The organism is Microvirga arabica (assembly GCF_016811235.1).
GTDB classification, from domain to species: Bacteria; Pseudomonadota; Alphaproteobacteria; order Rhizobiales; family Beijerinckiaceae; genus Microvirga; species Microvirga arabica.
The window spans coordinates 1-14,956 of sequence record NZ_JAFBID010000069.1 but is presented as its reverse complement, the minus strand read 5'-3'; the positions used below and the strand labels follow the sequence as shown (position 1 = coordinate 14,956).

Below are 14,956 nucleotides of genomic sequence, written 5' to 3'. Positions count from 1 at the left end.
GTCAGTCAGACCTCGTCGGCGATGCCGTTGCGGAGAGTGCCGAGGCGATCGATCTCGACCTCGACCGTGTCGCCCGGCTTGAGCCACAGGGGAGGGGTCCGCTTCGCCCCCACGCCGCCGGGAGTGCCGGTCGCAATCACGTCGCCGGGTTCAAGCCTAGTGAAGGATGAGCAGTACTCGATGATGCGCGGGATATCGAAGATCATCTGCCCGAAGGTGGCATCCTGCACCACTTGGCCGTTCACCCGCGTCTGGATCCTGAGCGGTCCCAACTCGCCCAGCTCGTCGGGCGTCATCATCCAGGGTCCGAACGCACCGGTATCGGGGAAGTTCTTGCCTGGCGTGAACTGGTGGGTATGGCGCTGGAAGTCTCGCACACTGCCGTCGTTGTAGCAGGCATAGCCCGCAATGTGCCCCCACGCATCTCCTTTGGAGATGTAGCGTCCGGCCTTGCCGATGATGATGGCGAGTTCACCTTCGAAGTCGAGCTCGTGCGAGACACGCGGGCGAACAATGTTGGCCAGATGTCCCGTTTGGCTGTTGGCAAAGCGGGTAAAGATCGTGGGGTTGTCCACCTCAGCGCGTCCGGTCTCCTTGCGGTGCATCTCGTAATTCAATCCGACGCACAGGATCTTGTCGGGGTTGGGAATGACCGGGAGCCATTCGATTTCGGCAAACGGGTACCGCCTAGCATCTCCAGCCTGCTTAGCAGCTTCATGGAGAGCATTGAATGCGATCACCGACCTCAGATCTGGATAGCGGTCCCGGAGCACAGTTCCGAGATCGACGGCATCCTCGCCGTCGATAATACCCCAAGTAGCGGTCCCGTTGGCTGTGAATGTTGCGAACTTCATGAGGCGGTCCTTGCGTGAAGAGAAACAGGAGACTGGTCGGAATACGGGCTTTCCGCTGCCGTGGGTCGAAGGCGAGCTTGAAGATCCGCCATCAGCTTTGAGAGGGATTCCTCGTCAGACGCCGTGCCAAAGACGTAGTGATCGGGCCGAATGATGGCGGCATGGCACTGGTGGGCAAGGAACCATCGGGCGAGCACGCCATCCAGCTCAATGACCGTATTGTGCGCATCACGGTCTGCGCCGGAGGAAGCATCGCTCGAAGAGCCAACCGTGATGACATGCAAGCCAAGGTTTTCAGCTTTCTTCCGTGTCGTCTGGAAAATATCTGGGGAATGCCGGCCATCGACGACAAGACGCCAGCCGGCTCCAACCACAGTGTCGAGTAGTTTGCGGCCAGTCTCAGTTTGCACCCAGGGCTGCGGGAATAGGGTGCCGATGGCCTTGCTGTCCTGCGACGAGAGCAATCCCTTCTGCAAAGGCGGCACGATCTCCTGACGGGTGATGGTCCTGGGCTGTCCGCCACCCTCGGCAAGGATACGGGCATCGCGCTCACGCGCTGCTTCCGGGTCGCGCTCGCAGATCACCTTGCCAATGGCTTTGATCCGGGTCGTGAGCTGGCGGACATGCTCGCTGCGCTCCTCCTCGTAGGTGTCGAGGAGCGCAGCGCCAGACTGGCCTTTGAGCACCCGATCAAGCTTCCAGATCAGGTTTGAGACGTCACGCAAGCCCTGGCACATGCCCTGGCCGATGAAGGGCGGCTGCTGATGGGCGGCATCGCCGGCAAGAAAGACCTGGCCGCGCCGCCATTCCTGAGCGACGAGAGCATGGAAGCGGTAGCTTGCAGCCCGCCACAGGTTAGCGTCGTCCGGGGTGAGCCATTTCGACAGGAGCTTCCAGACCTGTTCCGGCTGCTGCGCCTCGCGGGGATCCTCATCAGGCAACAGCATGATCTCCCAGCGGCGGTGATTGCCGGGGCCGATAATGAACGTGGTCGGGCGTGCCGGGTCGCAGTACTGGGCGGCCGTCTGCGGCAGCTTGCTGAGTGCCTCCTCGTTCACAAGGACGTCGACCACGAGCCAAGGCTCGTCGAACACCAGATCCTCAAGAGCGATGCCGAGTTGCTCGCGAACACCGCTCGACGCACCATCGCAGGCAATCACGTAGTCCGCCGTCACTGTGCGTGTCTGGCCATCATCGCTGCGCATGTTGAGCGTGACGCCTGTCTCAGACTGCTCCAAGTTCAGCAGTTCCGTGCCAAGAGAGACTTCAACGCCGCCGTAAGAGGCCGCATGGTCGCGCAAGGCCTCCTCAACAGGGGGCTGTGTGAACACCATGCTGGGGGTGTAGCCGAGCGGGTAGGGCTCCGGGACCATGTCTATGCGTCGGATCAACTGGCCCTCGGCCCCGAAGTGCTGCGAGGCCGGGAACGGCGCCACATGGGGTAAGACACGGTCGGCCACACCGAGATTGTCAAAGAGACGAAGGATCTCGTGGTCGATGGCAATAGCGCGGGGCTTGTCATAGACGGTGCGGAGACGGTCAAGCGTCAACGTGCGGATGCCATGGCTCCCGAGCAGGCTCGTTGCAACGGCGCCGGCTGGACCAAAGCCAACCACGACAACCTGATAGTCATTGGGGCTCTTGTTGCTCGGAGGGGTCACGCTGGAACTCCGCCCTGGTGGAGTGTGGATCTCATTGTGCGCTTCGCAGCGGCGCGGCGGCCGTATAGGTGATCGTGGTCTGAGCCGCCTTCACATGCTCGGCCTTCGGCGGGGCAATGCCCCAATGGTCCGTTCTGCCCGGAGGCCAAACCCATTCGTCCGGCCCCCGCACCCTGTAGGTGTCGTCGACTTGGAGAACCTCGGCCGTGTACTCGATCACGAAGCCGACGGGGTCGATGAAATAGGCGAAGACATTGTCGCCGGGCCCATGTCGACCGACGCCCCACGCGATAGGATAGCCGGCATCAATCATGCGGCCGGAGGCGCGCATGACGGACTCCCAGTCCGGAACGAGAAAGGCGATGTGATTGAGGCCGTTGACCTTGGCCTCCGCCAGCACGACGGCATGATGATCGCTGTTGCAGCGCAGGAAAGCCATCATCTTGGAGCGGTCGGTGAGGCGAAAGCCGAGAGCCTTCTCATAGAACGCCGCTTCCGCATCCACGTCGGTGCTGTTGAGATTGACATGGGCGAGCCGGAACGGCTGGTCCGTGACTTCCGCGCCAATCGCATCCTGCCGATCGCCATGAACGAAGCGCAAAATCCCGCCTTGCGGTTCGCGGATCGTCAGGATCGTGCCGCCATCGGGGCCGTCGTTTGGGCAGGGACCGGACAGGATCTGCGCGCCGTGCTGAACGACGTTGTCGGCGATCATCGCGAGATCGTCGGATGATGCGGCCCGGAAGGTCACCGAGAGGATCTCGGACCTGTAGCTGCTGTGGAGCACGAGGACGTGGTGATCCGTCCCGCTCGCGCGAAGGTAGACAGCGTCCGCAGTCCTAGTGACGACGTCGAGGCCCCAGACCGATGTATAGAAGCGCTCCGACAGAGCCAGATCCGGCGTGCCGATGTCGACGCTGCGCAAAGCAGTTACGGGAAAGGAGGTCATTGCGGAACGTTTCCAAAAACGCAGAAGGTTACTGAGTTCGTCATCGGGGCTTGTTTTCTCCTGCCGCTATCGGCTCCTTTGGATCGGTGCCTTTAGCTACAAATTTGGACCTGGATGGAACTATTGGTACAAATTTTAGCCTTTGCAAGCGAAATTTATAAATTTTTGCTTTTCGGCAAGCATTAGTATAAACATCTGGCATGATGGGCCCTTGTGGCCTGGCCCAGCAGGAACAAGAGCATGAGCAGAGTGTCGTCGGTCCAGCTTGTGGCGCCCCCACCTTCCACGCAGACCGCCAACCTGTACGACAGGCTGCGGGAGGATCTGCTATCCGGGCACCTTAAGCCTGGGCGAAAGCTCCAATTGCGGTTCCTGATGGATGCCTACCAAGCCGGCCAAACCCCGCTCCGGGAGGCTCTCAACCGACTCACGGCCGAGGGGCTGGTTGAGTCGCGGGAGCAGCGCGGTTTCTATGTGAGAGGGATCAGCCAGGCGGAACTGGCAGAGCTGACCCAGACACGGTGCTGGGTCGAGAGCTTGGCGTTGCGCAAGGCCATGGCAGCCGCGACGCCCGAATGGGAGGAAGCCCTCATCGTGGCCCACCACAGGCTCAGCCGGGCACCGCGGTCTCTCAGCGCCGAGCGGTTCGAGGACAACCCGGAGTGGGAGCGGCTGCATCGAACATTCCATCGAACCCTGATCAGTCAGTGCGGATCGAGGTCCTTGGTTGGATTTTGCGATCAGCTCGCAGACCAGCTCTACCGCTACAGGCGCCTGTCGATCAGGAAAGCCTTCCCGACCCGGCACGTTGCCGATGAGCATCAAGCCATTCTGAGTGCGGTCCTCAGTGGAGACGCCGACAAGGCAGCGGATCTCCTGAGCTCCCACTTCGCAGCGACCGCAGAGGTTCTCTTGAAGGACGAATCTGTCTTTCCCGGCGCGCCTGCCGAACAGAACGCGGACATCGATGACGCTGAGACTTGATGCATCGAGAGGGTTGCGCGATCAGCTCTGATCGACATCGAGGTGCCCCGTGTCTTCATTTGCTGAAGGTTTGGATTTGGCACTTCTCGGACGTAGCTTGAACATCCGCTTCAGACAGGAACACCCGACCTTCTTAAAAGGGGCAGCAATTTCTCAGGTTGACCCGTTCCGGACCTTTCCCCTAATCAGGATAGCCGCAGGTCACCAAACTCGGATCGGGTAATAGACCTGCTACAGTGAGGCTTTGGCATCTATTGATAGGATGATCAGCGACTCGGACACTTGGCGCACAGCATCCCCCCTACAGACCAGCTCCTGCTACTCTGGGGACATCTCTACGAGTGAGCGGCTCCAATCGGCAATAAAGCGCCTGCGCCTCTCGTCGTCCTGGACGGCAAGCAGCGCTGGGCTGATCGTGATCGGACGGGCGACGCCGGTTTGGACGATTGAAGAGGCCCCTTCGATGCCAGGAGGAGTTTCGCCACCAAAGCCGAAAAAGAAGCCATCCCGCTGTGCCACCTCCTGTCCACGCGCCGACAAGAGATAACTCACGAAACGCGCCGCTGCGTTGGCATTCCGGGCTTGGGACGGAACCATGGCGCCCCGGCTGAGCACAAGGGTGTAGTCAGCCGGCATGACGATGCCGAGGTCCGCTCCGGCGCGGACCCGGGCATAGGCATAGGATGCCAGCATGTTGTAGCCAATGAGGATCCGCCCTGCCTCTAGCTCATCAAGAATCTCGCCCGTGCAGCACCGCACGACAGCTTGGGCGCGCCCGAGGCTTTCGAGGAGACGACCGTAGGTGGTGGTCGTCTGCTGCGAGTCATTGAATGCAAGGAGATAGCCGATGCCTGATTGGCGAATATCGTAGGTCCCGACCCGACCTCGATAGGCTTCCGGCTTCAACCGCAGCAGATCGGCCAATTCAAGATGGGTGCTCGGAACATCCTCAGCGGGCACCTTTTCGCGATTGTAGACGAATACAACCGGTTCAAAGGTGAACCCAAAGACCTCGTTCCGCCAGTTGGCCCAGCGGGGCGCCATCACTGTCTCAGGCGAGCGGACATCACGGGCGCAACCGTCATTGGCAAGCTTCACCAACTGATCAACGGACGACGACAAGAGGACGTCTCCCAGAGCCGACCCGTCCTGGCAGGCCTTGGCGGCGGCGGCATAGAGATCGTTCGTAACATATTCGGTAAACTCAACCCTGGTGTTGGGGTTCAGAATTTGGAAATCACGGATCAGCGGCTCCATGGCGGAAAGGTCCGTTGCGGCGTGGACCGACAGAACCTCATGCTCGGTCTGCAACGCAGGAAAGGTCTTGGGCACCTCGGCATGGGCCGTGCCGGCCATCGCCAGGATTAGCGCCCAGAGCAGGCAAAGGCCCACCACGGGGAGGTGGAGCAATGTCGTTCGAAGCTTCATCGATTTTGCCTCATCCTGCTCGGCAAGCGCATGATCACGGCAAAGCCATCCTCGTTGCGGTCGCGGAAGTTGAGGTTACCACCATGAGCAGTCAGCACGTCGGCGGCGATGGACAGCCCCAAGCCGGACCCATTGGGCGATGATGATCCGAACCGCTCCGTGACCTGGGACCACAGCTCCGGCGGAATGCCAGGCCCGTCGTCCTCAACCTCGATCTCCACCATCCCCGGTTGCTCCCGCACGCGCAGCGTGAGTTGCGTGGCTGCCCCATGGCGGACCGCATTGTCGATCACGTTCTTGACCGCTTCCTTCAGGCTGATCGCATCAGCTATCACCTCTACAGGAAGCGGGGGCAGCTCCAGAGCCGTCAGGATGTCACGGTCAAGGGTGTCCGGCACAGCCTCGCGGATTGCGCGCCGCACGATCTCGACGACATCGACAGGTTCGAGCGGCACCGCTCCCGCACGGTGGTTTACCATGGCATGGCTGAGCAACTGGTTGGCCAGCCGTGAGAGCTGATCCACACGCTCCTGCACCCGTCTAAGGTGTTGTCGTCCCTGCGGGTCCATGGTCTGACGCGACAGGAGCTCGACCTGGGCCTTGAGGGCGGTAAGGGGAGTACGGATCTGGTGGGCCGCATCGGCAATGAATTGCTGCATCAGGTCCATCCGGCTCCTGAGCCGTGCGATGAACTCATTGGTTGCAGACACAAACGGACGCAACTCCCGCGGAGTGCTGACGGTTACAGGCGTCACGTCATGGGGATCGCGATCCCGCAGTGCCGCACCAACTCGACCAATGGGTCTGAGGGCGTAGCGGATTGCAAAGACGGCCCCGCCAAGTGCCAACGCGCTCATGGCCGCGATCAGCGCCACTGCCCGAAGGGTCAGTTCACGGGCCAGCGCCGTCCGCGCCTCGGTGGTCTGTGCCACAACCACGTCAACACGCCCCTGTACGGAAGGGTCGGAAAAGTAACGGGCCGTCTTTGCCACACGAACGGCGGCCCCCTTGAACTTCCCATCCTGCACATCCGGGCTGCCCAGGGCAGGGGCGTCACTTTCCGGAGTGGCTAGATTGCCATAGCCAGTAAGGGTGCGCCCACGAGCGTCGACGATTTTATAGAAGATGCGGTCCCGATCCGAGAGCGCCAGCAACTCGAAGGCGGATACCGGCAGTTCGACGGTCAGCGTTCCACCCTGCACGTTAACGGCTTCCGCCATCTGGTAAGCGGCGCCGACCAGAAGGCGGTCGTATGCTTCGTTTGCCGCCGCCCGGGCGTAATACCAAGCTGCCGTCGTAAGCGCAGCCGCCCCCAAAGTCAGCACCACCGAGATGAGGACAATCAGGCGGGTGGAAAGGGACGGTTCACGACGAGCCATGGGGGACCAACTGATAGCCAAAGCCCCGGACAGTCACAATCTGGGCCGTTGCGCCTTGTAGCTTCTTTCGCAAGCGGCCGATATAAAGCTCGACAGCGTTGAAGGAGGGGGCCTCCTCATCATAACCAAAAACCTGGTCCAGCAGGTCGTCCTTGCTGAAGACACGGCCAGGCCGCGAGGCCAGGATTTCGAGCAGTGTCACCTCACGGCGGGTCAGGTGCACCTCGCGCCGGCCGACCCGAACGGTGCGTGCAGACCGATCAATGCAAATGTCCCCGCATTCGAGGAGGTTGGTGGCGTCACCATGGCGCCGCCGCAGCAGCGCCCGGGCACGGGCTTCCAGCTCCCGAAAGTCGAAGGGTTTCACCAGATAATCATCGGCACCGATATCGAGTGCGCTCACCCGATCATCAACCTCTGACCGGGCGGTGAGCATCAGGACCGGCGTCGTACTGCCAATCGAGCGAAGATGCCGCAGGATCGCAAACCCGCTCTGGCCGGGAAGCATCACGTCCAGGATCACGAGGTCGTATATTGTTTCGTTGAGCGTGGCGGCCGCAGCCTCGCCGTCCATCTCCCAATCCACGACGTGGCCGATCCTGGCAAAATGCTCGATGATCGCCTCGGCAACGTCGCGCGTGTCCTCAACCAGAAAGATGCGCATGCCTTCGGTCACTTATAATGACAGGTGAATGACAGGTTCCGACCCTAACGTGTGGAGCAAGCTCGGTACAGACAGAGCGTAACGTCCACAATTGCATAGGGAAGAAACGATGAAGAAGCTCGTATTGCAGGCTGCTGTATTTGGCGTCGCAGGTGTTCTGGCAGGTGCCGCGCTGGCGGCTCCGGAAAAGACGGAGTGCCTGGCGGGAGCCAAGCCGGGCGGCGGCTTTGACGTGACCTGCCGCCTCGCGGCCAACTCGCTCCTGGCAGCCAAGCTTATCGACAAGCCGATGCCGGTCACCTACATGGAGGGCGGTGTCGGAGCTGTCGCCTACAACCATGTCGTCGGCAAGCGCTCCAGCGATCCCACGCTGATTACTGCTGCTTCCACCGGTTCCGCGCTGCTTCTGGCCCAGGGTAAGTTCGGACAGTACGACGAGAACGCCGTGCGGTGGCTCGGCGCCCTCGGAGCGGACTACGGCGTGATCGTCGTGGCCCCAGACTCCCCGTATAAGACCATGAAGGACCTGGTGGAGGCCTACAAGAAGGCCCCGAACGATTTCGCCATCGGCGGCGGCGGGGCGGTCGGAAGCCAGGACTGGATGAAGGCGGCTATCATCGCCAAGAGCGCCAACCAGGATCCCAAGAAGATCCGCTATGTCGCCCTGGAGGGCGGCGGTGCAGTGCTGACGGCTCTGCAAGGCGGTCACATCAAGATCGGCGCCGGTGAGGCCTCCGAGATGGCGAAGCACCATCAGGCCGGTAAGGTGCGCATTCTCGGGGTCATGGCTCCGGAGCGGCTGCCCGGCGATCTGAAGGATGTGCCGACCGCGAAAGAGCAGGGCTTCGACTTCGACTGGGTCGTCTGGCGCGGCTACTATCTCGGCGGCAAGGTCTCGGATGCCGACTACCAGTCCTGGGTTGACACATTCCAAAAGCTGGCCAAATCACCCGAATTCGCCAAGGAGCGAGAGGAGCGGGGATTGTATCCCTATACGGTAATTGGTGCGGACTTCGAGAAGGTCGTCAGGAACGACGTGAAGAAGTTCAAGACTCTCGCTGCTGAAGCGGGTCTCTGATCCATCATCCTCGCGGCCCCAGGCAATGGGGCCGCGCTTTCTGTATCGGAGCCAGTCATGACAACCTCAACCGGTCCTCGTGGAGCGGTGAGGAGTGATCGCGTGGGCGCGGTCGTCCTCTTCGCTCTTGCTGTCCTGTATGGGCTCGATGCGAGCCGTATTTCATACTCGTTCTCGTCAGATCCTCTCGGGCCTCGTGTGTTCCCGCTGATCCTGGCGGGTGTGCTTGCGCTACTATCGCTGATTTATTTCTTCAGGCCTGGCAGCTCCGAGCCGTGGCCGCAGGGCCGCCTGCTCGCAAGTTCGATTGCCATCCCCGGGCTTGTGCTCGTCGCCACGCTCCTCCTGGAGCCCCTCGGCTTTGCCATTGCCATCACGTTGCTGGTGACCGGAGTTGGCCGGATTTTCGGGGCCTCCTGGCGCTTTGCTCTCTTTGCGGGGATCGTGCAGGCGGCCCTTTGGTTCTTGCTTTTCCGCTACCTGCTCGAAGTCTACCTGCCGGGCGGAAGCATCTTCGGTTTCTGAGATAGAGGACGACGAACATGGACCTTAGCTATCTCTGGACCGGGTTTTCGGTTGCGCTCAGCCCCATGAACCTCCTCATTGGGTTCGTGGGATGCTTCCTGGGCACCATGATCGGCGCATTGCCCGCGATTGGCCCGATTAACGGGATCGCACTGCTCCTTCCCATCGCCTACACGATGGGCCTGCCGGCCGAGAGCACAATGATCCTCCTGGCCGGGATCTACTCCGGTGCCGAGTACGGCGGGCGGATCTCGTCTATCCTGTTGAACGTGCCTGGTGACGCTGGCGCCGTCATGACGGCCCTCGACGGCAATCCCCTGGCCCGCCAGGGCCGGGCGGGCGAGGCCCTGATGATCAGCGGACTGTCCTCCTTTGTCGGGGGCATTCTGGGCGTCGTGGGCCTGACGTTCTTTGCTCCCCTTTTGAGCGGCCTGGCCATCGGCTTCGGTCCTGCCGAGTACTTCGTCCTCATGATCTTTGCCTTCGCGACCCTCGGGTCAATGGTGGGCAGCCAGCCAGTAAAGACCCTGATCGGCTGCGTCATAGGCCTGATGCTCGCGACGGTTGGCCTCGATGCGACCTCCGGCGCCTACCGATTCACCTTCAACGAGCCGGAGCTTGGGGATGGCATTGAGTTCGTCGTGCTCGTAATCGGACTGTTCTCAATCTCGGAAGCCATGCTGATGCTTGAGCATCAGGCGTCTGGTGGTTCAATCATCAAGATTGCCGGCCGTACATTCGCCCGTTGGGCTGACATCGTCCGCTGCACCGGGGCAACGCTCCGGGGCTCTGTCATCGGCTTCATCGTCGGCGTGCTGCCGGGAACCGGGGCCTCGGTCGCCAGTGCCGTCTCCTACACAACGGAAAAGCGAATTTCGGACCGCGACGGCACCTTCGGCAAAGGCGATGTGCGCGGGCTTGCCGCGCCTGAGGCGGCGAACAACGCCACGGCCGCCGGAGCATTCGTTCCGATGCTGACCCTTGGCGTTCCAGGCAGCGGCACGACTGCGGTAATGCTGGGGGCCCTGATGCTCTACAACATTCAGCCTGGGCCGCAGCTCTTTGCCGAGCGTCCGGAATTGGTTGGTGGCCTGATTGCCTCGCTCTACATCGGCAATGTTCTGCTGCTGATCATGAACCTGCCGCTCGTCGGCGTGTTCTCGCGGGTGCTGACGCTGCCGAACTGGATTCTGGTTCCTGGAATCCTGGTTCTTTCCATCGTAGGCGTCTACTCGACCCATGCCAGCATGCTGTCGATCCTGATGATGCTCGGCATCGGCGTGGTCGGGTGGCTCCTGCGCAAACTCGGGTTCGACATGGCCCCAATTATTCTGGGGTTCGTTCTCGGGCGTGTGATGGAGGTGAACCTGCGCAATGCCTTGGCGATCAGCGGCGGGGATCTCTCCATTCTGTTCCAGAGCACCATCTCGATTGTGCTGTGGATCATGGCTGCGGCGGTTGCCATTCTCCCATTCGTTCTGTCTTGGCGTGCCAGGCAGGTGAAGGCGACAGCACCACAATTATTGTCCTAAACCCGATTCCGGATCCCGTCAGCGGAAGCTTCTTACGGGATCCGGAGTGCACAACCCCACGGGGTGAGGCTGTCAGGTACCCTTAGTTCCTGGTGCTTTGGCTGGTGAAAGCCCTCTTAGACACCCTGGTAAGGCCTGGGATGGGAGGCGCTGTTATGAAGAAGAGGATGGCAGACTTGGACGCTCTCGATCACATCGCTATAAACGATTTGCTCTGCCGTTTTTTCCTTGCGTTCGATGAGCGGAACTGGACGTCAATGGCAGACTGTCTCGCACCCGAGGTTTTCATCGACTACTCCTCATCAGGGCGCGAGCAGCCCGGCACGATGACCAACTTTGAGTTCGTTCAGCGCCGGCAGAATGCTGCCGACACCCTCTCAAAGCATCACAGCTTCTCTAACTTACTGCTGTCCAGTGAAGCGGAAGACGTCCGCGGGCGCTGCAATTACCTGATCTTAAGGTTTGAACGTGACCTCAAGAGGCTCGGCGAGGACTTCTATCACTCTTGCGGTGCCTATGAGTTCATGTTCGCTAAGGCGGATGGCTCGTGGAGGATCACCAGCATCATGCAAAAGGCCCTCCGGAGCTGGGGCAACTCTAACCTCCATGGAGGGACACGCATGGCTGGAGCTCAAGACGGGAAGGCATAGAACCCAAGCCCGCACATCTCTTGCTTTGCAGGATTATAGCTAAGCACGAACGTCCGAGTTTGGCACTCCTGAGACGTAAGCGCCTGATCCGCTTCGGCACTCAAGAGCCGACGTTCGTTGGGAAGGGCGGAACGTGAAACTTTGACCCAGTGCAGACGCTCTGAGCGTACGAAAGAGCAGAGAGATAGTTCGCTTAGCGGGCTATGGTTAACCCGATGGCAAGCTTTGGTGCTGTTTGTGCAGCGCAGCACTCCGTCAGAGGGTGCGACTCTATCTGGCTTGGGGCACCTATGGCACTTCTCCTCTCGCGCATATCGCTGCGCCACCAAATCCTCAGTATTGGCCTTCTCGGCGCTGTTGGCGTTACAGCGCTGGCGTCCGTCTACATGGTGGGCAGCAGCCGGGTTCAAGAGCAAAGGGCTGCTGCCAATGTTGCAACGCAGCTGGAGCAACTCGTCAACAAAGCCGACATAGGCCTGCTGGAGGCCCGCCGCGCCGAAAAGGACTTCTTCCTGCGCAGCGACGAGACGTATGCCAGTCGTCATGCCAGCGTCATCAACACCGTCAAAGGCGAGCTCACTAAGGCCGAAAAGCGGATTGCCGCTGCAGCCAATGCTCCTGAGCTCCTGGCTAGCGTGACCAAGATCAATGAAGGCTTGGCCAAGTACGTTCAACACTTCAACAACTCGGTCGAATTGCAGCGGAAGCTCGGCTTTGACGAAAAGTCAGGCTTGCAGGGCTCGTTGCGCACCTCTGTTCACGCGGTGGAGACAAAGCTCGCCTCTTATGAGGATCAAAGCCTGACCATCCTGATGCTGATGATGCGTCGGCATGAGAAGGACTTCATGCTGCGGGGAGATGCCAAGTACGGTCAGGACATCAAGAAGCGGGCCAGCGAGTTCGCCCAGGCACTTGCCATCTCGGAACTGCCGCCTAAGGCCAAGTCCGAAGTGGCTGAGGCCATGGCAGCCTACCAGCGGGACGTTTCTGCCTACATTGACGCCAAGCTGCAGCTTACGGTCGAGAGCAAGGCTGTCTCGGAGGCTTATGCTGCGGTTGAGCCCGTGGTGGATCATGCCTTGGAGATCGTCGACGCGCGGTTCGAGGCGGCTCAATCCGCAGCCGAAGAGGCGCAGGCCTGGACCTCGCAGGTGATGTGGTCGTCCATCGCCGCCGTCCTATTGCTTGTGCTGGCTGCTGCTGTTGCCATTGGGCGTGCCATCTCCAAGCCTCTTCTCGCCATGACAGCCACCATGCAGCAGGTGGCCAGAGGCGACTACAGTGCAGCGGTCCCTGGTCTTGGTCGTCGTGATGAGATCGGCGCCATGGCTGACGCCGTTCAGGTCTTCAAGATTAACGGTGAGGAGATGGAGCGCCTGCGTATGGAGCAGGAGCGCGACCGCCAACAGAGCGAGGCCGAGAAGCGCCGCATGATGTCTGAACTCGCCCAAAGCTTCGAGGTTAAGGTTGGTGCGCTGGTCCAGCGTCTGTCAGTTGCAGCGGGTGAGCTGGAGGAAACAGCCCAATCCATGACGGCTGTGGCGGACAGAACCGCTCAACAGTCAGTGGGCGTTGCCTCGACCGCCCAGCAGACCTCGGCCAACGTGCAAACCGTGGCAGCCGCCACTGAGGAGCTGTCGATCTCCATCCGCGAGATCGCCTCCCAGGTGACGCAGTCCTCCCAGATAGCCGAGCGGGCGGTGGGCGATGCCCAGCGCACGAACCAGACTGTGCAGATGCTGGCCGCTTCGGCCGAGAAGATCGGCCATGTGGTTCAGCTAATCAGCACCATTGCCTCACAAACCAATCTGCTGGCGCTGAATGCCACCATCGAGGCGGCCCGGGCCGGGGAGGCCGGAAAGGGCTTTGCTGTGGTGGCGTCTGAGGTGAAGGAACTGGCGAGCCAGACCTCGAAAGCCACGGACGAGATCTCAGCCCAGATTGCCAGCGTACAGCACGCGACAACCGAGGCCGTACAGGCCATTCAGGCGATTGCCGGCACGATTGGCGAGATGAGCCAAATCTCCACCTCGATTGCGGCCGCCATGGAGGAGCAGGGGGCGGCAACATCCGAGATCGCCCGCAACGTGCAGGAGGCCGCCCGCGGCACGGAGTTCGTCACCGGCAGCATCAGCGAGGTACGTCGCGGAGCAGGAGAGACTGGAACGGCTGCGGCCCAGGTGCTCTCGTCGGCTCAGGATCTGGCCCGTCATTCGGCCAGTCTTGGACAGGAAGTGGAGCACTTCCTGTCAGGCGTGAAAGCCGCGTAAGAAAGGGAGATGCTCCTCGCAAGAAGGGTATTCGTCCCAAACACGCGTCAGTTCACATCGAAAATCGAGCAGGAGGGCCGTTGGAAACAGCGGCTCTTTTGCCAAGGTCAGCTAATGGGATGGTCCGGCCGTGCTCCTGCCCCGCTTGTTTGTAAGCTGTGGGGCTTTGAGCCACGCAAGGAGCACGTCCCATGTCACGGTCTTCTTTCTCTGCCGCCATTGCCACGCTCGGCATCGATCTGGGCAAGAACAGCTTTCACCTCGTCGGCCAGGATCAGCGCGGTGCCATCGTGCTGCGCCTCAAGCTCTCCCGCTGCCAGCTCACCCAGCGGCTGGCCAACATTCCACCGTGCCTGATCGGCATGGAAGCTTGTGCCGGCGCTCACCACATCGGCCGTCAGCTTCAGGCACTGGGCCATGACGTGCGCCTGATCCCGGCCCAGTACGTCAAACCGTTCCTCTGGAGTTGCTTCGGTTTAGTGGAGAGCGTTTTGCTGTCTATCCGGCCAGCCTTTCGAATTGAACCGGACTGACGTAGTCGAGCGTCGAATGACGCCGGACCGGGTTGTAGAAGCCGTCGATGTAACGACCAATTGCCGCCCTGGCTTCAGCTCTGGTCTGGAAGACGGTGCGCCAGACCAGCTCGGATTTCAAGCTCTTGAAGAAGGTCTCGACCACGGCGTTGTCGAAGCAATTGCCTTTCGCGGACATCGAGATCCGGATGCCGTGTTTCCTCAACTCGGCTTGGTAGGCCGTCGCGCAGTATTGGCTGCCGCGATCCGAGTGGTGGATCAACCCCTTGGCCGGCTGCCGGATCGCCAGAGCCTTGCGCAGCGCCTCCAACGCAAGCTCCTGGTGCAGACGATCACTGGCCGCCCAGCCGACCACCCGCCGGGCGAACAGATCTAGAGCATCGGACTGAAAGGCAGATTCAAGAGGTTTCGGTCTGGGCTGAAATGTGATTCCCTTCTGCGAACAGGAG

The 14,956-nt window shown here is 60.9% G+C and carries 13 protein-coding genes and 1 pseudogene; 7 read left to right on the top strand and 7 right to left on the bottom strand.

Annotated elements, in window-relative coordinates; genetic code table 11:
- Positions 1-5 precede the first annotated feature (5 nt).
- Genes JQC81_RS24850 through JQC81_RS24840 form a run of 3 tightly spaced genes read right to left on the bottom strand, consistent with a single transcriptional unit; the run spans position 6 to position 3,464 of the window.
- Positions 6-854 (bottom strand): fumarylacetoacetate hydrolase family protein, encoded by an 849-nt coding sequence (locus JQC81_RS24850; RefSeq protein ID WP_203274486.1) that lies wholly within the window; start codon positions 852-854, stop codon positions 6-8.
- Positions 851-2,515 (bottom strand): bifunctional 3-(3-hydroxy-phenyl)propionate/3-hydroxycinnamic acid hydroxylase MhpA, encoded by a 1,665-nt coding sequence (gene mhpA / locus JQC81_RS24845; protein ID WP_203274485.1) that lies wholly within the window; start codon positions 2,513-2,515, stop codon positions 851-853. Before mhpA ends, JQC81_RS24850 begins: the two co-directional genes overlap by 4 nt.
- Before the next feature lie 31 nt (positions 2,516-2,546).
- Complete coding sequence (locus JQC81_RS24840; RefSeq protein WP_203274484.1) at positions 2,547-3,464, bottom strand: VOC family protein; 918 nt, start codon at positions 3,462-3,464, stop codon at positions 2,547-2,549.
- Between the two features lie 240 nt (positions 3,465-3,704).
- Between JQC81_RS24840 and JQC81_RS24835 the strand changes: the two genes are divergently transcribed.
- A complete protein-coding gene (locus tag JQC81_RS24835) occupies positions 3,705-4,448 on the top strand; it encodes a GntR family transcriptional regulator (RefSeq protein WP_203274483.1) in 744 nt (247 codons plus the stop codon).
- Positions 4,449-4,766: 318 nt separating this feature from the next.
- Here the strand turns inward: JQC81_RS24835 and JQC81_RS24830 are convergent, their stop codons facing one another.
- The 3 genes from JQC81_RS24830 to JQC81_RS24820 are packed head-to-tail and all read right to left on the bottom strand — an operon-like array spanning position 4,767 to position 7,919.
- On the bottom strand, positions 4,767-5,876 hold the full coding sequence (locus JQC81_RS24830; protein WP_203274482.1) for an ABC transporter substrate-binding protein: 1,110 nt from the start codon (positions 5,874-5,876) through the stop codon (positions 4,767-4,769).
- A complete protein-coding gene (locus tag JQC81_RS24825) occupies positions 5,873-7,255 on the bottom strand; it encodes a sensor histidine kinase (RefSeq protein ID WP_203274481.1) in 1,383 nt (460 codons plus the stop codon). Before JQC81_RS24825 ends, JQC81_RS24830 begins: the two co-directional genes overlap by 4 nt.
- Entirely contained in the window at positions 7,242-7,919 is a 678-nt protein-coding gene (locus JQC81_RS24820; protein WP_203274480.1) for a response regulator transcription factor, read from the bottom strand. Before JQC81_RS24820 ends, JQC81_RS24825 begins: the two co-directional genes overlap by 14 nt.
- Positions 7,920-8,028: 109 nt before the next feature.
- Between JQC81_RS24820 and JQC81_RS24815 the strand changes: the two genes are divergently transcribed.
- From JQC81_RS24815 to JQC81_RS24790, 6 genes and pseudogenes are all read left to right on the top strand, one after another.
- The gene (locus tag JQC81_RS24815; RefSeq protein ID WP_203274479.1) at positions 8,029-8,997 is read left to right on the top strand and encodes a Bug family tripartite tricarboxylate transporter substrate binding protein; all 969 of its coding nucleotides are present in this window, start codon (positions 8,029-8,031) and stop codon (positions 8,995-8,997) included.
- Positions 8,998-9,054: 57 nt separating this feature from the next.
- Positions 9,055-9,522, top strand: coding sequence for a tripartite tricarboxylate transporter TctB family protein (locus JQC81_RS24810; protein ID WP_203274478.1), 468 nt, complete (start codon positions 9,055-9,057; stop codon positions 9,520-9,522).
- 17 nt (positions 9,523-9,539) lie between these two features.
- Positions 9,540-11,054 carry a tripartite tricarboxylate transporter permease gene (locus tag JQC81_RS24805; RefSeq protein WP_203274477.1) on the top strand — a complete coding sequence of 505 codons (1,515 nt, stop codon included), beginning with the start codon at positions 9,540-9,542 and terminating at the stop codon, positions 11,052-11,054.
- Positions 11,055-11,209: 155 nt separating this feature from the next.
- Complete coding sequence (locus JQC81_RS24800; RefSeq protein ID WP_246520646.1) at positions 11,210-11,704, top strand: nuclear transport factor 2 family protein; 495 nt, start codon at positions 11,210-11,212, stop codon at positions 11,702-11,704.
- 290 nt (positions 11,705-11,994) lie between these two features.
- The gene (locus JQC81_RS24795) at positions 11,995-13,974 is read left to right on the top strand and encodes a methyl-accepting chemotaxis protein (protein WP_203274476.1); all 1,980 of its coding nucleotides are present in this window, start codon (positions 11,995-11,997) and stop codon (positions 13,972-13,974) included.
- Positions 13,975-14,165: 191 nt separating this feature from the next.
- Positions 14,166-14,432: pseudogene (locus tag JQC81_RS24790) on the top strand (IS110 family transposase); the annotation flags it as partial.
- Positions 14,433-14,472: 40 nt separating this feature from the next.
- On the opposite strand, the gene JQC81_RS24785 reads toward JQC81_RS24790, so the two are convergent.
- Positions 14,473-14,956 (bottom strand): IS3 family transposase (locus tag JQC81_RS24785; RefSeq protein WP_246520645.1); only part of this gene is annotated, 484 nt, incomplete at its 5' end.

Bases quoted from the DNA above. Each gene is read 5' to 3' on its own strand.
- JQC81_RS24825 (WP_203274481.1), bottom strand. From the start codon at position 7,255: ATGGCTCGTCGTGAACCGTCCCTTTCCACCCGCCTGATTGTCCTCATC.
- JQC81_RS24805 (WP_203274477.1), top strand. From the start codon at position 9,540: ATGGACCTTAGCTATCTCTGGACCGGGTTTTCGGTTGCGCTCAGCCCC.
- JQC81_RS24820 (WP_203274480.1), bottom strand. From the start codon at position 7,919: ATGCGCATCTTTCTGGTTGAGGACACGCGCGACGTTGCCGAGGCGATC.
- JQC81_RS24850 (WP_203274486.1), bottom strand. From the start codon at position 854: ATGAAGTTCGCAACATTCACAGCCAACGGGACCGCTACTTGGGGTATT.
- JQC81_RS24800 (WP_246520646.1), top strand. From the start codon at position 11,210: ATGAAGAAGAGGATGGCAGACTTGGACGCTCTCGATCACATCGCTATA.
- JQC81_RS24840 (WP_203274484.1), bottom strand. From the start codon at position 3,464: ATGACCTCCTTTCCCGTAACTGCTTTGCGCAGCGTCGACATCGGCACG.
- JQC81_RS24835 (WP_203274483.1), top strand. From the start codon at position 3,705: ATGAGCAGAGTGTCGTCGGTCCAGCTTGTGGCGCCCCCACCTTCCACG.
- JQC81_RS24815 (WP_203274479.1), top strand. From the start codon at position 8,029: ATGAAGAAGCTCGTATTGCAGGCTGCTGTATTTGGCGTCGCAGGTGTT.
- JQC81_RS24830 (WP_203274482.1), bottom strand. From the start codon at position 5,876: ATGAAGCTTCGAACGACATTGCTCCACCTCCCCGTGGTGGGCCTTTGC.
- JQC81_RS24795 (WP_203274476.1), top strand. From the start codon at position 11,995: ATGGCACTTCTCCTCTCGCGCATATCGCTGCGCCACCAAATCCTCAGT.
- JQC81_RS24810 (WP_203274478.1), top strand. From the start codon at position 9,055: ATGACAACCTCAACCGGTCCTCGTGGAGCGGTGAGGAGTGATCGCGTG.